The organism is Spirillospora sp. NPDC048819, from assembly GCF_040650055.1.
Lineage (GTDB): Bacteria > Actinomycetota > Actinomycetes > Streptosporangiales > Streptosporangiaceae > Spirillospora.
This window is the reverse complement of the sequence record NZ_JBEZGN010000004.1, coordinates 244231-265669: the sequence shown is the minus strand read 5'-3', so window position 1 is coordinate 265669 and position 21439 is coordinate 244231. Positions and strand designations below refer to the sequence as shown.

The 21439-nt window shown below is 73.2% G+C and carries 3 protein-coding genes; all 3 read right to left on the bottom strand.

Features of this window, described 5'->3' with window-relative positions:
- Positions 1–5: 5 nt before the first annotated feature.
- Genes AB0C35_RS08985 through AB0C35_RS08975 form a run of 3 tightly spaced genes read right to left on the bottom strand, consistent with a single transcriptional unit; the run spans position 6 to position 21342 of the window.
- Entirely contained in the window at positions 6–3968 is a 3963-nt protein-coding gene (locus tag AB0C35_RS08985; protein WP_358452243.1) for an amino acid adenylation domain-containing protein, read from the bottom strand.
- Positions 3965–11737, bottom strand: a complete 7773-nt coding sequence (locus AB0C35_RS08980; protein WP_358452242.1) for an amino acid adenylation domain-containing protein — start codon at positions 11735–11737, stop codon at positions 3965–3967. The genes AB0C35_RS08985 and AB0C35_RS08980 overlap by 4 nt, the downstream gene beginning before the upstream one ends.
- On the bottom strand, positions 11734–21342 hold the full coding sequence (locus AB0C35_RS08975; protein ID WP_358452240.1) for an amino acid adenylation domain-containing protein: 9609 nt from the start codon (positions 21340–21342) through the stop codon (positions 11734–11736). The genes AB0C35_RS08980 and AB0C35_RS08975 overlap by 4 nt, the downstream gene beginning before the upstream one ends.
- Between the last annotated feature and the right edge of the window lie 97 nt (positions 21343–21439).

Sequence of the window (21439 nt, the reverse complement as noted above, 5' to 3'; positions counted from 1 at the left end):
CCCTTTCACTGCGTGCTCTGTAGTTTGTCGAGTTTGGCGGCCAGGACGGCGCCCATCTCGGCGGCCGGGCCCGGCTCCATGAGCAGGTGGTGGTCGACGTCGAGGGGGTAGTCCTCGATCTCGCCCTCGACGAGGGGACCCCAGTTCGAGCGTGCGGTCGGCGAGTCGCCGGTGCGGCCCTGGAGCGCGGTGAAGAAGACGATGTCGCCGCGGAACCGTCCGGGCCGGTACTCCTCGGCCTGCCGGAGGCCGTTCTCGTAGTTGCGGTAGACGTTGACCAGGTCGTCCTCGCCGAGGGTCGCGAGGGCGTCGTCGCGTGCGGCGAGCACCGCCATGATCTGCTCCATGTCGGGGTTGCCGTCGGCGGCGATCATGCCGGCGTCGATGCCGATGCTCTCCAGAAGCTCGGGGAGGATCTCGCGCCGCTCCGATTCGAGGTCCTGGGTGTGGTACGCGTCGATGAGGGCGAGCAGCCCGACCCGTTCGCCGGCGGCCTGGAGCCGCACGGCCATCTCGTAGGCGATGAGCCCGCCGAGCGACCAGCCGGCGAGGTTGTAGGGGCCGGACGGCTGGACGGCGCGGATCTGCTCCAGATAGTCCCCGGCCGTCTCCTCGACGGAGCCGGGCAGCTCCGGCCGCGTGAACCCGGCGGCCTGGAGCCCGTAGATCGGCTGGTCGGGGGCGAGGTGCCGCTGGAACTGCAGGTAGCTCCACGACAGGCCGCCGGCCGGGTGGACGAAGAAGACCGGCGCCCGGGCCCCGGCCGTCCGGATGGGCAGGAGCATCTCGAAGCCGAGCCGGTCTTCGGGCTCGCCGACCCGCGTGAGGGCCTCGACCGTCTGGTGGGTGAACACGTCGCGGGGGGTCAGCTCGATGTCCGCCTGCCGGGCGCGTGTGACGAGCTTCAGGGCGGCGATGCTGTCGCCGCCGAGGTCGAAGAAGCTGACGTCGGCGCCGACGCGTTCGAGGCCGAGGACGTCGGCGACGATGGCGCACAGCCGCTCCTCCTCGGGCGTGCGGGGATCGCGTCCGGCGGCGGCCTCGCCGTAGTCGGGCGCGGGCAGGGCGCGCCGGTCGAGCTTGCCGGTCGGGCCGACGGGGAACGTGTCGAGCCGGACGAACGCGGCGGGCACCATGTACTCGGGCACGCGCTCGGCGACGAACTCCCGCAGCCCCGCCGCACCCCGCACGTCACCGGCGGGCTCGGGGGACTCGTCCCCACCGGACGGCAGAGCCGGTGCGATGACGTAGGCCACCAGGGTCTTGACGCCGGGGATGTCCTCGCGGGCGATGACGGCGACGTTCGCGACGGCGGGGTGGGCGGCGACGGCGGCCTCGATCTCGCCGAGCTCGATCCGGAAGCCGCGGACCTTGACCTGGAAGTCGACGCGGTCGACGTATTCGAGGGCGCCGTCCGGCCGCCACCGGACGAGGTCGCCGGTGCGGTACATGCGGCCGCCGGGCGCGCCGAACGGGTCGGCGACGAAGCGTTCGCCGGTCAGGGAGGGCCGCCGCAGGTAGCCGCGGCCAAGGCCCGCGCCGGCGATGTAGGCCTCGCCGACCACGCCGGGCGGGACGGGACGCAGCCCCTGGTCCAGCACGTACACGCGCATGTCGTCGAGGGGGCGGCCCAGCGCCGGGGTCGTCTCGGACGGGTCGGCGAGCGGGGCGCGCTGCGCGGAGTGGGTCGTGTAGGTGGTGGCCTCGGTGGGCCCGTACACGTGGCCGACCTCGGTGTCCGGGCACGCGGCGAGGACCTTGCGCATCGCGGCCGGTGATCCGGCCTCCCCGCCGGTCAGCACCTCGCGGAGCCCCGCGAACGCGTGCGGGCGCTCGTCCGCGACCAGGTTGAACAGGGTCGTGGTGAGGAAGAGGCCGGTGAGTTCCTCGTCGGTGACGACCTTTTCGAGGGCCTCGCCGTTCAGGTGCCCGGGTGGCGCGAACACGGCCGTGCCGCCGTGCAGCAGCGGCGTCCACAGCTCGTAGACGGACGCGTCGAACGCGTGCGGCGAGTGGACGAGCACCCGGTCGTGCGCCCCGCCCCTGAGCCGGCCGTCGGTGGCGAGGTCGACGGCGTCGCGGTGGCGGAGCATGACGCCCTTGGGCACGCCCGTCGAGCCGGACGTGAACAGCACGCAGGCGAGGTTTTCGGGATGGCACTGCACGCCCGGGTCGGTGCCGGGAAGCGCGGCCGTCTCGGGGTCGTCGTCCACGACGAGGATCCGCGCCGCCGTGTCGAGTCCGGCGACGCGGTCGCGCATGGCCGAGTCGACGACCAGGACGGGCGCGCCGACCTCGGCGACCGCCCACGCCATCCGCTCCGGCGGGTAGCCGTGGTGGATCGGCGCGTAAGCGCCGCCCGCCTTGAGGATCGCGAGCGACACCGCGGCGACGGCGGCGGACCTTTCTAGGAGGACGGCGACCGGTGTCTCCGCCGCGACGCCGAGCCCGATGAGGCGGCGCGCCAGCCGGTTCGCCCGCGCGTCCAGCTCGGCGTAGGTGACCGTCTCCCCGCCCGCCCGGACGGCCGCGGCGCCGGGCGTGCGCGCCAGCTGCTCCGCGAAGCGGCTTGTGACGGTGCCCGGCACGCGGTCCGTCGCCGGTCCCTGCCACGTCTCCAGGACGTGGTCGCGTTCGTCGCCGTCCAGGACGTCGATGCGGCCGAGCGGGAGGTCGGGGCGGTAGGCGACGGCCTCCAGGATGCGGACGAAGCGGCGCATCAGGCGTTGCGCGTCGTCCTCGGTGAACAGGTCGGCGCGGTGGTCGATCCGCAGGGACAGGCCGCGGCCCGGGACGGCGGCGAAGGTCAGCGGGTAGTGGGACGCGTCGTAGCCGTCCACGTCGTGCAGGGACAGGCCGCCGAGGTCGGCGCCGGCGGCGTCCGGGTCGAACGGGTAGTTCTCCAGCACGGTCATCGTGTCGAAGAGGGTGCCGGTGCCGCTGAGGCGCTGGATGTCGGCCAGGCCGAGGTGGTGGTGCGGCATCAGCGCGGCCTGCTCGTCCTGGAGGCGGATGAGCGCCTCGGCGACGGTGTCGGCGGGGCGGACGCGGACGCGGATCGGCAGCGTGTTGATGAACAGGCCGATCATCTGCTCGACACCCGGGAGCTCCGGTGGGCGGCCGGACACGGCGGCGCCGAACACGACGTCGGTCGAGCCGGTGAGACGGCCGAGCAGCGTCCCCCAGGCGAGTTGCAGGACGGTGTTGAGGGTGACGCCCTGGGCGCGGGCGCGCGCGCTGAGCGCCGCGGTGAGGTCTTCGGTGAGGCGGGTCCGGACCCGTCCGGGTGTGTCCGCGCCGGGCTCGGGTGCGCCCGGCGCGACGAGGGTGGGTTCGTCCAAGCCGTCGAGGGAGCGGCGCCAGGCGTCCTCGGCGGCGGGACGGTCCTGGGCGGCGAGCCACGCCAGGTAGTTCTTGTACGGGGTGACGCGCGGCATCCCGGTGTCGTCGCCGCCGGCCAGGTAGAGCGCGAACAGTTCCGTTTGCAGGATGGGCGTTGACCAGCCGTCCAGCAGGATGTGGTGGTTGGTGAACACCATGCGGTGCAGGCCGTCCGCGAGCTTGATCAGCAGGAAGCGCAGCAGCGGCGGTCGCGTCATGTCGAACGGCCGGGCGCGTTCGGCGACGGCCAGCTCCGCCGCCTTCGCCTCGCGCTCGGCCCCGGGCATGGCGGACAGGTCGGCGTCGTCCCACGGGAGGTGTACCTCGCGGTGGACGACCTGGACCGGTGATCCCTCCTTGCGCTGCCGGAACCCGGCCCGCAGGTTGGCGTGCCGCCGCAGGAGCGTCGCGGCGGCGGCCTTCAGGGCGTCCACGTCGAGGGGGCCGCGCAGGTCGAACACGATCTGCGCGGTGTAGACGTCCCCTCTGGTCGCGCTCGCCTGCCCCGCGTCGTACAGCGCGTGGAAGAAGAGCCCCTGCTGCAACGGGGACAGCGGGAGGATGTCCTCAAGCTGCGACTTGCTCAATCCAGCTCCCATTCACCGTCGAGCTCGGCGGCGAGCTCGTCGATCTCGTCCTGGCTGACGTCCACCAGCGACAGGTCGGACGGGGTGAACCCGCCGACGGGCCCGTCGGACGCGCCGTCCACGACGTGCGCGACCAGGCCGCGCAGCGCCGTGTACCAGCGCTCGGCGAGGTCCTCGATCGCGGCCTCGTCGAACAGGCCGCCCGCCCACGTCCACGTCGCGGACAGCTCGGGGCCGTCCGGCAGGTCGCGGGTGTGCGCGTTGACCTCGATGGCGTGGACGAGGCCGAGCGCGTCGTCCTGCCCGGCGGCGAGGGCGTCGCCGTCGGCCTGGCCGGCCGGTCCCCAGTCGGTGGCCTCGGGCGCGGCGGACCGGCCGAGGTAGTTGAACGCGATCTGCGGGCGCCCCGCGAGGCGCGCGCCCGCCGCGGGGTTGAGGTAGCGCAGGAGGCCGTACCCGATGCCGTTGTCGGGGATCTCGCGGAGCTGCTCCTTGACCCGCTTCAGCGCGGTCCCGACGGCCTGGCCGCCCTCGCGGACGTCGGCGGGCTCGACCCATCCGGCGTCGAGCCGCACCGGGTAGATCGAGGTGAACCAGCCGGCGGTGCGCGACAGGTCCACGCCGGGGACGATCTCCTCGCGGCCGTGTCCTTCGAGGTCGATGAGGACGGCCGTCTCGTCGCAGGTGCCGCGGTCGCGCCGCCACTCGGCGACGGCCAGGGCGAGGCCGGTGAGCAGCACGTCGTTGACCCGTCCGTGGAAGGCGGCCGGGACGTCGGCGAGGAGCGGCGCGGTGACGTCGGCGGGCAGGTCGAGCGTGCGGTGCCGCGCCGTCCCGAAGGTGTCGGCCCCGGGGTCGAGCGGGCGGGTGCCGAGGACCGGGTCGGGGGTGGCGAGGATGTCGTCCCACAGCGGCAGCTCCGCCGTGCGGGCCGGGTCGGACGCCTCGGCGGCCAGGCGCTGCGCCCAGCGGCGGAACGAGGTCGGGACGGGGTCGAGTTCTTCCCCGGCCCACGCGGTGACCAGGTCGGGGAGGAGGATCCGCCACGACACGCCGTCCACGGCGAGGTGGTGGAGGGTGAGCAGGAGGCGTCCGGACTCGGCGGGGCCGGCGTCGAACCAGACCAGCTGCGCCATCGTCCCGGCGGCCGGGTCGAGGCGGCGGCGGGCGGCCTCGGACTCGGCGGCGAGGACGGCGCGGAGCGCGCCGGTGTCCAGGCCGGCGACGTCCACGCGGCGGACGAGTTCCGCCGCGTCGACCGTGCCGGGCTCGGCGACCTCGAACTCGGTGCTCCCGTTCACCGCGGCCTGCGAGCCCTCGGCGTGCGGCTTTCGTCCCTCGGTCCGCCCACCGCTCCGCACGCGGAGCCGGAGCATGTCGTGGTGGTCCAGGACGGTCTGAAGCGCGGCCGCCAGCCTGTCCACGCCCAGGTCCGGTGGGACCTGGAGCAGCATTCGCTGGCTGTAGCCGCCGACCGGGCCGTTCAGGTCCTGGAACCAGCGCAGGATCGGGGTGGCCGGGACCTGGCCGATGCCGGTGCCGGGCGCCTCGGCGTCGACCCGCTCACCTTCGCCGACCGGACGCGACACCGCCGCCAGTTCCTCGACGGTCTGGTGCTGGAACACCTCGCGCGGCGTGATGACCAGGCCGGACTGGCGGGCGCGGGAGACGAGCTGGATCGCGATGATGGAGTCGCCGCCGAGGTCGAAGAACCCGTCGTCGACCCCGACCCGCTCCAGGCCGAGGACCTCCGCGAACAGGCCCGCGAGGATCTCCTCCTCGGACGTGCGCGGCCCGCGCGACGACACCTTCGCCGCGAAGTCCGGCGCCGGCAGCGCCTTGCGGTCGAGCTTGCCGTTGGACGTCAGCGGCAGGGCGTCCAGTTCGACGACGGCCGCCGGGACCATGTAGTCGGGCAGATACCCGCCGGCGAAGCGGCGCAGCTCGGCCGCGTCGACACCGGCACCGGCACCGGCGACGTAGGCGACCAGGCGGTCGTCGCGGACGACGACCGCGGCGTCCCGGACGGCCTCGTGCCTGGTCAGCACCGCCTGGATCTCGCCCAGCTCGATCCGGAAGCCGCGCAGCTGCACCTGCTGGTCGGCGCGTCCCAGGTATTCGAGCGTCCCGTCGCGACGCCAGCGGCCGAGGTCGCCGGTCCGGTACATGCGGGTGCCGGGCCTGCCGTGCGGGTCGGCGACGAACCGCTCGGCGGACAGGCCCGGACGGTTCAGGTAACCGCGCGCCAGGCCCGCGCCCGCGACGTACAGCTCACCGGCCACACCGGGCGGGGCGGGCTGGAGGCGATCGTCCAGGACGTACACCTTCAGGTCGGGGATTCCGGTGCCGATGACGCTGCCCGGCGCGGTCGCCGCCAAAGCCCGGTCCAGGGCGACGTAGGACACGTGCACCGTGGTCTCGGTGATCCCGTACATGTTGACAAGCGTCGGGCTGTCCTCTGGGTGGCGCGAGTACCAGTCTTCGAGACGTCCCAGGTCGAGGGCTTCGCCGCCGAACACGACGTGGCGCAGCGCCAGGTCGGTGCCCGGGTTCTCCTTGTCGGCCGCCATCAACTGGTAGAACGCCGACGGCGTCTGGTTCAACACCGTCACACGCTCGTCCGACAGCAGCTTCAAAAACTCCTGCGGCGAACGCGACGTCAGGTACGGCACAACAACCAGACGACCGCCGTACAACAGCGGACCCCACAACTCCCACACCGAGAAGTCGAACGCGTAAGAGTGGAACAACGTCCACACGTCATCCGGACCGAAGCCGAACCACCCCTCCGTCGAGCGCAGCAACCGCACCACGTTCTGATGCGGGATCACCACACCCTTCGGGCGGCCCGTCGAGCCCGACGTGTAGATCACATACGCCGGGTGGTCCGGATCGAGGGCGACGCCGGGGTTGGTGTCGGGGCGGCCGGTCGCGTCCAGGTCGTCCGGGCCGAGGGTGAGGGCCGGCTCGGCATCCTCGACCATGTACGCGACACGGTCCTCGGGATAATCCGGATCGATCGGAAGATACGCCGCACCCGCCTTCAGCACCGCCAGGACCGCCACGACCAGATCAGCCGAACGCGGCAACGACAACGCCACGAACTGTTCTGGCCCGACGCCCTCCTCGATGAGGCGATGCGCGAGACGGTTCGCCTTCGCGTTCACCTCACCGTACGTCCACGACACGCCGTCGAACGTCACCGCCGGCGCATCCGGACGGGCCGCCGCCTGCGCCTCGAACAGCGCCGGAATCGTAGCCCGCTCGACGTCGCCGCCCTTGCCTCCGGCCCATCTGCGCAGCAGCGTCCGGCGCTCGCCGCTGCTCAGGATCTCGGCGGCGCCGATGGGCGCGTCCGGGGCGGCGATCAGTTCGCGGACGAGCCGTTCGAACCGGTCCGCGATGGTCTCGGCGGTGGCGGGGTCGAAGAGGTCGAGGGCGTATTCGAGGCCGGCCTCGATCCCGCCGGGCGCGCCGTCGTCGCCGTGCCGTTCCTCCAGGTAGAGGGACAGGTCGTACTTGGCGGCGCCCGATCCGAGGGGTTCGGCGCCTCCGCTGAGCCCGTCCAGCTCAAGACGGGCCTCGGGGTTGTTCTGGAACGACAGGACGACCTGGAACAGCGGGTGCCGGGCCATCGACCTGGCCGGGTTGAGCACCTCGACGAGCCGCTCGAACGGAAGGTCCTGGTGCCCGTACGCGGCGAGGTCGGTCTCCTTCACCCGCCCGATCAGGTCGCGGAACGACGGGTCCCCGGACGTGTCGGTGCGCAGGACGAGCATGTTCACGAACATGCCGACGAGGTCGTCGAGCGCCTCGTCGGTGCGGCCCGCGATGGGCGACCCGATCGGCACGTCCGTCCCGGCGCCGAGGCGGGTGAGGAGCGCGGCGTAGGCGGCCTGCATGACCATGAACAGGCTCGCGCCGCTCTCGCGGGCCAGGCCCAGCAGCCCGGCATGGAGTCCGGCGTCCAGTTCGAACGCGTGCGTCGCGCCCCGGTAGGTCGCCTCCGGCGGACGCGGCCGGTCGGCGGGCAGCGCGAGTTCCTCCGGGAGCCCGGCGAGAGCGTCCCGCCAGTAGGCGATCTGCTTGGAGATCAGGCTGGCGGGGTCGTCCTCGGAGCCGAACAGCTCGCGCTGCCAGAGCGTGTAGTCGGCGTACTGGACCGGCAGCGGCGCCCACTGCGGTTCCCGTCCCTGCGCGCGGGCCGCGTACGCGAGGATCACGTCGCGGGCGAGCGGCGCCATCGACCAGCCGTCCGCCGCGATGTGGTGCAGGACGAGCATCAGGACGTGGGAGTCCGCGCCGAGCGCGAACAGCCGGGCCCGCAGCGGCGGCTCGACGGACAGGTCGAAGCCCTGCCCGACGGCGGCGGCGAGCGCCATCGGCAGCGCGGCCTCGCCGGTTTCGGAGACGTCGAGGCGGGGGCGGGCGGCGGCCGGGTCCAGGACGAGCTGCCGGGCGCTGCCCGACCCGTCCGGGAAGATCGTGCGGAGCGACTCGTGCCGGGCCGTCACGTCGGCGAGCGCGGCGCGGAGCGCGTCGAGGTCGAGGGCCCCGTCGAGCCGCAGCGCGATGGGCATGTTGAACGTCGCGGAGGCGCCTTCGAGGCGGTTGAGGAACCAGAGCCGCTGCTGCGCGTACGACAGCGGCACGACGTCGGGCCGCTCGGCCCGGACCAGCGGCGGGCGCACGTCGCCGGCCGCGTCCGCGAGCCGTTCGGCGAGGCCCGCGGCGGTCGGGGCCTCGAACAGGGCGCGGACGGGCAGTTCCGCGCCCAGCGCGGTGCGGATCCTGCTGACCAGGCGGGTGGCGGTGAGCGAGTCGCCGCCGAGGTCGAAGAACCCGTCGTCCACGCCGACCCTCGGCACGCCGAGGATCTCGGCGAACAGGCCGCAGAGGATCTCCTCCTGCGGGGAGCGCGGCGCGCGGCTGACGGACGCGCCGGTCTCGGGCGCGGGGAGCGCGGCCCGGTCCAGCTTGCCGTTCACGGTGAGCGGCAGCGCGTCCAGGACGGTGAACGAGGGGACCATGTAGTCGGGCAGCCGTTCCGCCGCGAACCGCCGCACCGCCGCGACGTCGATGCCGCCGCCGGCGGCGGCGCCGACGAGGTAGGCGGCGAGGCGTCTGTCGCCGGGACGGTCCTCGCGGACGACGACGGCTGCCTGCGCGACGCCGGCGCATCCGGCGAGGACGTTCTCGATCTCGCCGGGCTCGACCCGGAAGCCGCGGATCTTGACCTGGTCGTCGGTGCGGCCGAGGTACTCGATCGTCCCGTCCGGGAGCCATCGGGCCAGGTCGCCGGTGCGGTACATGCGGTCGCCGGGCGCGCCGAACGGGTCGGCGGCGAACCGCTCGGCGGTCAGGCCGGGCCGGCCGAGGTAGCCGCGGGCGAGCTGCGCGCCCGCGAGGTACAACTCGCCGGGAACGCCGGCCGGGGCGGGCTGGAGCGCGGTGTCCAGGACGTAGCAGCGGACGTTGCGGTAGGGGCCGCCGACCGACGGGCGCTCGCTGTCCGCGACGACCTGGTTCATGGTGTCGATCGTCGACTCGGTCGGCCCGTAGAGGTTGCGCGTGGTGAGGCCGGGAATCGCGCGCAGGTCCGCCCACAGGGCGTCGCCGATGGCCTCACCGCCGATGAGGAGGTGCGTCGGCAGGTGCCGTCCGTCATCGTTCAGCAGGCCCGCTTCGCGCAGCGAGCTGAAGTGCGACGGGGTGGTGTTCACCAGGTCGATCTGCGCGCGCGCCACGTACGCGGTGTACGCCTCGACATCGCGGCGGGTTTCGTCGTCGATGAGGTGCAGCTCGTGGCCGTACATCATCCACAGCAGGCCCATCCAGGACGTGTCGAACGAGAACGACGCCAGGTGCGCGAACCGCATCCTGCGCCCGCCGGCGGCCTCGATCGCGGGGTCGATGAACGCGTCCCGGTGCGTCTCGAAGTAGTTCAGCACGCCCGCGTGCGGAATGGTCACGCCCTTGGGGCGGCCGGTCGACCCCGATGTGTAGATGACATAGGCGGCGTTGCCGCTTCGCAGCGGCCTCACCCGGTCGGCGTCGGCCGGGTCGTGCGCGGGCCGTCCGGCCGTGTCCGGGAAGTCGCCGGCCCTGATGGTGAGAGCCGGGCGGCAGTCGTCCAGCATGTAGGCGATGCGGTCGGACGGGTACTCCGGATCGACCGGGACGTAGGCGGCGCCGGCCTTCAGCACGCCCAGGATCGCCACGACGATCTCGGGCGTGCGCGGGAGGACGAGCGCGACGCGGTCCTCCGGGCCGATCCCGCGTGCGATGAGCTCGTGTGCGAGGCGGTTGGCGCGCTCGTTCAGCTCCGCGTAGGTGAGACGTGCGTCGCCGCAGACGAGGGCCGTTTCGCCGGGGATGCGGGCGGCCTGCCGCTCCAGCATGGCCGGGAGCGTGCCGGACGCGATGTCGCCGCCGGTGCCGTTCCAGGCGGCGAGGGCCGCGCGTTCGGCGTCCGTGGGGAGGTCCACCGCGCCGATCAGCCGCTCCGCGTCCTCGGCGAACGCCTCCAGGAAGCGGCGGACACGGGCCAGGAGCGCCTCGACGACGGCCTGTTCGTACACGTCGGGCCGGTAGTGCAGCCGCAGCGACAGCCTCTCCCCGGGCGCGACGACGAACGACAGGGGGAAGTGGGTCGCGTCGTAGGAGTCGGCGGCGGCGATGCGGACGCCGTTGAGGGAGCTGTCCATCGAGGCCGGGTCGAACGGGTAGTTCTCCAGCACCGTCATCGTGTCGAACAGCGCGCCGCCGTGCCCCGCCACGCGCTGGATGTCGGTGAGACCCAGGTGGTGGTGGGCGAGGAGTTCGGTCTGCTCGTCCTGGAGCCGCTCCAGCAGCGTGCCCAGCGACTCGTCCATCCGGTAGCGGACGCGGATCGGCAGCGTGTTGATGAACAGGCCGATCATCTGCTCGATGCCGGGCAGTTCCGGCGGACGGCCCGACACGGTCGCGCCGAACACCACGTCGTTCGAGCCGAGCAGCCGCCCGAGGACCAGTCCCCACGCGCCTTGCAAGACGGTGCTCAGCGTGACCCCGTGCCGCCGGGCCGCGCGCGTGAGCTTCCTGGTGGTGCGCTCGTCGAGTTCGGTGATGGTCCGCTTCGGCGGCTCCGGTGCGCGTCCGGCGGCCTCGGGGGCGACGAGGCTGGGTTCGTCCACGCCGTCGAGAGCGCGGCGCCAGGCCTCCTCGGCGGCGGCGCGGTCCTGCTTGGCGAGCCAGGCCAGGTAGTTCTTGTACGGGGTGACGCGCGGCATCCCCGTGTCGTGGCCGCCCTGCATGTAGAGCATGAACAGCTCGGTCGCCATGATCGGCGTCGACCAGCCGTCCAGCAGGATGTGGTGGTTGGTGAAGATCAGGCGGTGCCGTGCCGCGCCCATCCGGACGAGGACGAACCGCAGCAGCGGCGGCGCGGTCATGTCGAAGCCGCGCGCCCGCTCCCGCGCGACGACGGCGTCCGCCTCGGCGCCCGCGGATGCGCTGACTTCTTCCCACGGCAGTTCGACCGTGCGGGGAACGACCTGGACGGGACGCGACAGATCCTCGTGCCAGAACGCCGCGCGCAGGTTCGGGTGGCGGCGCAGCAGGGTCCCGGCGGCGGTCCGCAGCGCGGCGGCGTCCAGCGGCCCCTCGAGGTCGATGACGAGCTGCGCCGTGTAGACATCGCTGTCGCCAGCGTCGAAAAGGGCGTGGAAGAAGAACCCCTGCTGCAGCGGCGACAGCGGCAGGATGTCCTCTAGGTCCCCCCGGTTCACGGTTGCCGCCTCCACGCGTCCTGTAGCTTGTCGATCTCGCCCTGGTCCAGGTCGACGAGCAGGTCGGAGGGGGTGAACCCGCCCGCCGTCCCGTCCCGGTCGCCCGAGGCGACGTGCGCGACGAGGCCGCGCAGGGCCGCGAACCAGCTCTCGGCCAGTTCCCGGACGTCGCGGGAGTCCATCAGCCCGCCGGGCCACGTCCACGTCGCGGACAGCACGGGGCCGCCGGGCAGGTCGCGGGTGACGGCGTTGATCTCCAGGACGTGCGCCATCGGCATCCTGGGGTCCTCCCCGGCGGGCGGCTCCTCGGGCGCCAGCGTCCAGTCGCCGCCCTCGCCGCCGTCGACCCGGCCGAGGTAGTTGAAGGCGATCTGCGCGGCCGGCGCCTCGGCCAGCTCCTCGGCGGCGTCGCCGCCGCCGTAGCGCAGGAGGCCGTAGCCGAGCCCGCCTTCCGGAACGGCCCTGAGCTGCTCCTTGACCTTCTTGACGGCGGTGCCGACGACCGAGCCGCCGTCGCGGACCTCGGCCCAGTCGGTGTTCCCCGCGTCCAGCCGGACGGGGTGGATCGAGGTGAACCAGCCGGCGGTGCGGGAGATGTCGACGCCGGGCACGACGTCCTCCCGGCCGTGGCCCTCCAGGTCGATGAGGACGTCGGTGCCGCGGCCGCCGTGGTGCCGCCGCCACTGCGAGACCGCGAGGGCCAGGCCGGTGAGGAGCACGTCGTTGGCGCGGCCGTGGAACGCGGCGGGAACGTCGGTGAGCAGCGGGCCCGTGATGCCGGCGGGCAGATCGAGGGTGAGCGACCGGGCGCGTGCGGCGATGTCGACGCGCGGGTCGAGGACGCGGCCGGCGAGTTTCTGGTCCGGGCCGTCGACGATGTCGAGCCAGTCGTCCAGTTCCCCGGCGTCCCCGCCGGACGCGGTGAGCTTCTGCGCCCAGCGGCGGAACGACGTCCCGACCGGCTGGAGCTCTCCCCCGGCCCAGGCCGTGACGAGGTCGGGCAGCAGGATGCGCCAGGACACGCCGTCCACGACGAGGTGGTGCAGCGCGACGAGGAGGCGTCCCTGGTCCCGGCCCGCGTCGAACCAGACGAGCTGCGCGACCGTCCCGGCCTCGGGGTCGAGGCGGTCGCGGGCGGCGGTGGCCTGCTCGGTGATGACGGCGCGGAGCTTGTCGGTGTCCAGCCCGGCGACGTCGACGCGGGTGACGAGGTCGGCGGCGCCGGAGGAGCCGGGCTGCCGGACGACGGGCTGCCAGTCGTCCCCCGCCCTGTTCATCGCGGCCTGCGAGCCCTCGGCCTCGGCGTCCGGCCTTCGTCCCTCAGCCCGCCCGCCGTTCACGTCCAGGCGGAGGCGGAGGATGTCGTGGTGGTCCAGGAGGGTCTGGAGCGCGGCCGTCAGCCTGTCCATGCCGAGGTCCGGCGGTGTGCGCAGCAGCGTCGACTGGTGGAAGCCTCTGATGAGCGCGGGGTCGCCGCCCACCCGGTCGCGCAGCCACGCGACGATCGGGGTGACCGGGACCGGGCCGACGCCGGCGCCGGGCGCCTCGGCCTCGATCTCCTCGCCCTCGCCGACCGGCTGCGCGGTCGCGGCCAGTTCCTCGACGGTCTGGTGCTGGAACACGTCCCGCGGCGTGATGACCAGTCCGGACTGGCGGGCGCGGGAGACGAGCTGGATCGCGATGATGGAGTCGCCGCCGAGGTCGAAGAACCCGTCGTCGACCCCGACCCGCTCCAGGCCGAGGACCTCCGCGAACAGGCCCGCGAGGATCTCCTCCTCCGACGTGCGCGGCCCGCGCGACGACACCTTCGCCGCGAAGTCCGGCGCGGGCAGCGCCTTGCGGTCGAGTTTGCCGTTGACGGTGAGCGGGAGGGCGTCCAGCTCGACGACCACGGCGGGGACCATGTAGTCGGGAAGGTCCCGCCCGGCGAAGCGGCGCAGCTCGGCGGAGTCGACGCCGCCGCCGACCACGTAGGCGACCAGACGCTCGTCCCGGACGATCACGGCGACATCGGAGACCGCGTCGTGCCGCGCCAGAGCCGACTCGATCTCGCCCGGCTCGATCCGGAAGCCGCGCAGCTGCACCTGCTGGTCGCTGCGGCCGAGGTATTCGAGGCGGCCGTCGTTGAGCCAGCGCCCGACGTCGCCCGTCCGGTACATCCGCGTGCCCGCCGCACCGAACGGGTCGGCGACGAACCGCTCGGCGGACAGGCCCGGACGGTTCAGATAACCGCGCGCCAGCCCCGCGCCCGCGACGTACAGCTCACCGGCCACGCCAGGCGGTGCGGGCTGGAGGCGATCGTCCAAAACGTAGATGCGCAGGTCGGGGATGCCGGTGCCGATGACGCTACCGGGCGCGGTCGCCGCCAAAGCCCGGTCCAGGGCCACGTAGGACACGTGCACCGTGGTCTCGGTGATCCCGTACATGTTGACGAGCGTCGGCGCGTCCTCGGGGTGGCGCGAGTACCAGTCCTCAAGGCGGCCCGGTTCCAAGGCCTCGCCGCCGAACACGACGTAGCGCAGCGCAAGGTCGGTGCCCGGGTTCTCCTTGTCGGCCGCCATCAGCTGGTAGAACGCCGACGGCGTCTGGTTCAACACCGTCACACGCTCGTCCGACAGCAGCTTCAAGAACTCCTGCGGCGAACGCGACGTCAGGTACGGCACAACAACCAGACGACCGCCGTACAGCAGCGGACCCCACAACTCCCACACCGAGAAGTCGAACGCATAGGAGTGGAACAGCGTCCACACGTCATCCGGACCGAAGTCGAACCATCTCTCCGTCGAGCGCAGCAGCCGCACCACGTTCTGATGCGGAACCACCACACCCTTGGGGCGACCCGTCGAACCCGACGTGTAGATCACATACGCCGGGTGGTCCGGATCGAGGGCGATGCCGGGGTTGGTGTCGTCGTATCCGGTTGCGTCCAGGTCGTCCGGGCCGAGGGTGAGGGCCGGCCCGGCATCCTCGACCATGTACGCGACCCGATCCTCGGGATAATCCGGATCGATCGGAAGATACGCCGCACCCGCCTTCAGCACCGCCAAGACCGCCACGACCAGATCAGCCGAACGCGGCAACGACAACGCCACGAACCGCTCCGGCCCCGCACCCTGCTCGACCAGCCGGCGCGCGAGACGGTTCGCCTTCGCGTTCACCTCACCGTACGTCCACGACACACCGTCGAACGTCACCGCCGGCGCATCCGGACGGGCCGCCGCCTGCGCCTCGAACAGCGCCGGAATCGTAGCCCGCTCGACGTCGCCGCCCTTGCCTCCGGCCCAGTCGCCGAGGATCGTGGCGCGCTCCTCCGGGGAGAGGGCGTCGGCGGCGGAGATGGACGCGTCGGGGTCGGCGAGCAACGAGGACAGGTACCGCTCGAAGCGCTCGATGAGCCGCCGCGCGGTGGACGGGTCGTAGAGGTCGAGCGCGTACTCCAGTTCGCCGTCGAGCCCGTCCTCCCGCTCGGTGAGGATCATCAGGAGGTCGAAGCGCGCGACGCCGGCGGTCAGCGGCTCCACCTCGGCGCTGAAACCGGGCATCTCCAGCCGCGCCTCGGGGTTGTTCTGGAACGTCAGGCCGACCTGGAACAGCGGGTGCCGGGCCAGGTGCCGCGGCGGGTTCAGGACCTCGACGAGCCGCTCGAACGGGACGTCCTGGTGCGCGTAGGCGGCGAGGTCGGTCTCCCTCACCCGCCCGACCAGCTCGCGGAACGACGGGTCCCCGGACGTGTCGGTGCGGAAGACGAGCATGTTGACGAACATGCCGACGAGGTCGTCGAGCGCCTCGTCGGTGCGGCCCGCGATGGGCGACCCGATCGGCACGTCCGTCCCGGCGCCGAGCTTGGTGAGCAGCGCGGCGAACGCGGCCTGAGCGACCATGAACGGGCTGGCGCCGGTGTCGCGGGCCAGGCCCAGCAGCGCCTTGTGGACGTCCGCGCCGAGACGGAAGCGGGCCGTCGCGCCGCGGTAGGACGCCTCCGCCGGACGCGGCCGGTCCGCGGGCAGCGGCAGTTCCTCCGGCAGCCCCGCCAGAGCGTCCCGCCAGTACGCGATCTGCTTGGAGATCAGGCTGGCGGGGTCGTCCTCGGAACCGAACAGCTCGCGCTGCCAGAGCGTGTAGTCGGCGTACTGGACCGGCAGCGGCGCCCACTGCGGCGCCTTACCGCCGGCGCGGGCCGCGTAGGCGGTGATGAGGTCGCGCGCCAGCGGCGCCAGCGACCAGCCGTCGCCGCCGATGTGGTGCATGAGCAGCAGCACGACGTGCTCCTGCGGCGCGGCCCGGAACAGGTGGGTGCGCAGCGGCGGCTCGGCGGAGATGTCGAAGGCGTACCCGGCGGCCATGGCGAGCCGGGTCGGCAGCTCCGCCTCCGTCGTGCCGACGACCTCCAGTTCGGGGCGGGCCGCGGCCGGGCTCAGGATCAGCTGGCGCGGCACTCCCCCGCTGTCGGGCAGGATCGTGCGGAGCGTCTCGTGCCGTCCGACGAGGTCGCCGACGGCGGCGCGGAGGGCGTCCACGTCAAGGGGGCCGCGGACGCGCAGCGCCAGCGGCATGTTGTAGGTGGCGGACGGGCCCTCGAACCGGTTGAGGAACCAGAGCCGCTGCTGCGCGTACGACGGCGGGATCACGCCGGGACGCTCGCGCGGCTCCAGCGCGGGACGGCCCGGCTCCCCGCCGGCGCCGCCGCGGAGGAGGGCGGCGAGGCTCGCGGCGGTCGGGGCCTCGAACAGCGCGCGGACGGGCAGTTCGGTGTCCAGGACGCGGCGGATGCGGCTGACGACCCGCATCGCGATGAGCGAGTTGCCGCCGAGCGCGAAGAAGTCGTCGTCGGCGCCGACCCGGGCGGCGCCGAGCAGGTCGGCGAACACGGCGGCGACGGCCTCCTCCGTCTCCCCGGACGGCGCGCGGTAGGCGGTCGCCGGGGCGATCGTCAGCTCCGGCTTCGGCAGCGCCTTGACGTCGACCTTGCCGTTGGGGGTGAGCGGCATCTCGTCCAGGACGACGACGGCGGCGGGCACCATCGACTCGGGCAGGCTCTCCCGGATGTGGGCGCGCAGCTCCTCGGTGTCGAGCGTCTGGCCGGGCGCGGCGACCACGTACGCGACGAGCCGCTTCTCCAGCGGACCCTCGGCCGCCTCCTCGACCGGCTCGGCCGCGGCCAGACCGGGCAGGTCGAGGCCGTCGACCGTGACGGCGGCCTTCGTGGCGACGACGGCCTCCAGGGTCCGCCGGTACCAGCGGGTGAGCCGCTCGGCGGTCTCCCGGTCGAACAGGTCCAGGGCGTACTCGAGGGTTCCGGTGAGGCCGCCGCGGCCGTCGCGGGCGTCCTCCAGCAGGAACTCCAGGTCGAACTTGGCGACCCCGGCGTCCACCGGCTCGACGGCGACGTTCAGGCCGGGCAGCTCGACGGACGCCTCGGGGTTGTTCTGCAGGGTCAGCATGACCTGGAACAGCGGGTGCCGGGAAAGGGACCGCGCCGGGTTCAGCACCTCGACGAGCCGCTCGAACGGGACGTCCTGGTGCGCGTACGCGGCGAGGTCGGTCTCCCGGACGCGGGCGAGCAGCTCGGCGAACGCCGGGTCGCCGGAGGTGTCGGTCCTCAGCACGAGCGTGTTGACGAAGACGCCGACGAGGTCGTCCAGTGCCGCGTCGGTGCGGCCCGCGATGGGCGAGCCGATCGGCACGTCGGTCCCGCCGCCGAGGCGGGTGAGCAGGGCGGCCAGCGCGGCCTGCAGGACCATGAACACGCTGACCTGGTGGTCGCGGGCGAGCGCCGCGAGCCCGTCCGCCAGCTCCGCCGGGACCTCGAAGGAGACCTGCCCGCCCCGGTAGGACGCGCGGTCCGGGCGGGGCCGGTCGTGCGGCAGCCGGATCTGGTCGGGCAGCCCGGCGAGGGCGTCCTTCCAGTAGGCGATCTGGCGTGCGGCGAGGCTGCCGGGGTCGCTCTCGGAGCCCAGCAGCTCCCGCTGCCAGAGGGCGTAGTCGGCGTACTGGACGGCCAGCGGCGCCCACTCGGGGGCGCGGTCGTCGCGGCGCGCCAGGTAGGCGGTGATGAGGTCGCGGGCGAGGGGCGCCAGGGACCAGCCGTCCCCGGCGATGTGGTGCAGGACGACCAGGAGGAGGTGCTCGTTCTCGGCCAGCCGGTACAGGTGGGCGCGGATCGGCAGCTCGTTCGCCAGATCGAAGCCGCGGGTGGCGTCCATGAACAGGGCGCCGTGCACGTCGTCGGTCTCACCGATCGTCAGGTGCGGTTCGGCCTCGCCGGGAGTGAGGATCACCTGGTGCGGTTCGCCGTCGCCGTCGCCGAACAGCGTCCGCAGCGACTCGTGCCGGGCGACGACGTCGCGCAGCGCGTCCCGCATCGCGTCGTGGTCGATCGCGCCGGTCAGCCGCAGCGGGATCGGCACGTTGTAGGTGGCGGTGAGCCCTTCGAGCCGGTTCAGGAACCAGAGGCGCTCCTGCGCGGACGACACCGGCAGCGGGACGGGGCGTTCGGCGGGACGCAGCGCCGGGCGCGCGGCGGCCGAGGCGGAGGCGATGCGCTCGGCCAGGCCCGCGACCGTGGGGGCCTCGAACAGCGCGCGGACCGGCAGCTCCACGTTCAGGGCGGCGCGGGCGCGGGCCACGACACGGGTCGCCTTCAGGGAGTCGCCGCCGTGGTCGAAGAAGCCGTCGTCGATGCCGACCCGGTCCAGGCCGAGGACGCCGGCGAAGATCCCGCAGAGGATCTCCTCGCGGGGGTCGCGCGGGCCGCGGGCGGTGACGGACGCGGCGAAGTCCGGTTCGGGCAGCGCGGACCGGTCCAGCTTGCCGTTCGGGGTGAGCGGCATCGCGTCCAGCACGACGATCGCGGACGGCACCATGTAGGCGGGCAGCGTCCTGGCGACGAACGCGCGCAGCTCGCCCGGGTCGACGGCGCCGACGACGTAGCCGGCGAGGACGCCGTCGCCGACGGCGTCGCGGCGGGCGACGACGACGCTCTGCGTCACGGCCGGGTGCGCGGACAGCGCCGCCTCGATCTCGCCCAGCTCGATCCGGAACCCGCGGACCTTCACCTGGTGGTCGAGCCGGCCGAGGTACTCGATCTCCCCGGCGCGGTTCCAGCGGACCAGGTCGCCCGTCCGGTACATCCGCTCGCCCGGCCCGCCGAACGGGCACGCCACGAACCGGTCGGCGGTCAGGGCTGCGCGGCGCAGGTACCCGCGCGCCAGCCCGTCCCCCGCCAGGTACAGCTCGCCGGGGACGCCGGCGGGGACGGGGTTGAGCCGCCCGTCCAGCACGTAGAGGCGGGTGTTGGCCATCGGGCGGCCGATCGGGGCGATCCCGTCGGGGTTGCCGTCGTCGTACCAGCCGGTGACGAAGATCGTCGCCTCGGTGGGGCCGTAGATGTTGGAGATCCGCGCGTCCGGCAGCAGCGCGCGGGCGTCCTTGACCAGCTGGGGCGGCAGCGCCTCGCCGCCGAACGCGATGTCGCCCACGTCCAGCCGCAGCCCGCCGCGCGCCAGCAGCACCGCCAGCGCGGACGGGACGCCGCTGATCAGCGTCCCGGACCAGCCGCCGCGTTCGGCGATCTCGAGGAGGTCGCGCACGACCTCGATCTCGCCTCCTATCGTGAGCGGCACCAGCCACTCGAACAGTGACACGTCGAAGTTCAGCGACGTGGAGAACAGGACGCGGCTCATCCGGCCGGGGCCGTAGCCCGCCATCGACTCGGCGCAGAAGTCCATGACGTTCGCGTGGGAGATGACGACGCCCTTGGGGCGGCCCGTCGAACCGGACGTGTAGATGATGTACGCCGGGTTGGCGGGGTGCAGCGGCCGGACGCGCTCGGCGTCGGTGACGTCCGCGCCGGAGTAGCCGTCGAGGGAGAGGGCGTCGAGTTCGACGCGGGGCGTCCCGCCGGGCAAGTCCGCGTCGCGGGTCGTGATGACGCAGGCGGGGGCCGCGTCCTCCAGCATGTAGGCGATGCGGTCGGGCGGGTACGCCAGGTCGATCGGCTGGTAGCCCGCGCCCGCCTTCAGGACGGCCATCGTCGCGACGACGAGGTCGGCGTCGCGGGGCAGGGACAGGGCGACGAAGTCCTCGGGGCCGACGCCGCGCTCGATCAGGCATCGGGCGAGGCGGTTCGCGCGGTCGTTCAGTTCCGCGTAGGTGAGCCGGGTCTCGCCCGCGACGACCGCCGTCCCGTCCGGTGTCCGGGCGGCCTGGGCCTCGAACAGGTCCGGGACGACGCCGGGCGCGACGGGCAGGGCCGTGTCGTTCCACTCCTCCAGGACGCGGAACCGCTCGGCGTCGTCCAGCAGGTCCACCTGGTGGAGCGGGGTGGACGGATCGGCGTCGCCCAGGGCGCGCAGGAACCCGACATAACGGTCCAGGTGCGCGGAGACCTCGTCCTCGGTGTAGAGGTCGGGGTGCGCCTCGAAGTCGACGCGCATGCCGGCGCCGTCGAAGTTGTCGTAGATGTTGATCGACAGGTCGTCGATCGGGCCGGTCGTCATCGCGTGCGTCCTCGCCGGCAGGCCCGCGAAGTCCAGCCGGTAGTCGAACGCCATGATGTTGATGACCGGCCCGTACAGCCGGTGGCGCTCGCCGAGCAGCTTCAGGTCGCGCAGCAGGTCGTCGCGCCGGTACCGCTGGTGGCGCAGCGCCCGCGCGCTCGCCCGGGTCGCCGACCGGACCAGTTCCTCGACGGTCATGTCCGGGGCGACGTGCACGCGCAGCGGCAGGACCGTCGACAGCATCGCGGGGGTCTCGCGTGCGGCCTCGGTGGTGCGGCAGGCCGCCGCGAGGCCGAGGATGACGTCCTCGGTGCCGGTCATCCGCGCCACGTACGCGGCCGTCGCGGCGATCGCCAGCGCCGGCACCGCGGTGCGCAGGCGGCGCGCGGCGGCCGCGAGGCCGGCGGCCTCGTCCGCGGGGATGACGCCGATGCGGCTCAGGTAGTCGGCGGTCGGCTCGGCCATCTCGTCGGCCAGCGACACCGCGACGGGCTTGTCGGCGAACCGCTCCGTCCAGTACGCGCGGTCCCGCTCGAACTTCTCCGACGCGCGGTAGGCCTCCTCGTCGGCGAGGACCTTCCGGAAGTCGCCCAGCTCTCCCCGCTCGCCCCGCTCGTACTCGCCGCCGTTCGCCAGCAGGGTGTACACCTCGGCGGCGCGGCGGCTGACCAGCAGGCCGCCGTAGCCGTCCAGGGCCACGTGGTGGGCGTGCACGAACCACCGGTGCAGATCGGGGGCCAGCCGCAGCAGCGCGGTGCGGAACAGCCGCTCGCCGTCCAGCGGCAGCAGCTCGGCCATCCGCTCGGCCATCCACGCGCGCGCGGCGGCGTCCGGGTCGGGCTCGCCGGACAGGTCCACGAGGGGGATCGACACGGTCGCGTCGGGGTCGAGAATCTGGTGGGGAACGCCGTCCACTTCGACCAGCCGGGCGTTCTGCGCAAGCGCCTCGTGCGCGGCGATGCGCGCCACCCGGTCGAACAGCTCGTGGTCGACCGGGCCCTCGATCTCAATGTACTGCGCGATGTGGATCGGCGTTTCGGGTGCCAACTGCTGCGCGTACCAGACGCTCCGCTGAGCGGCCGAAAGAGGAACGTACTCGGTGGACATCAAGCGGCACTTTCCCGGTCGAAGGGGGTTTGCTTTACGCCCGGGATCGGGGCCGAATCGGCACCGGCGGGCAGAAAATCAAAGAGAATGACCACAG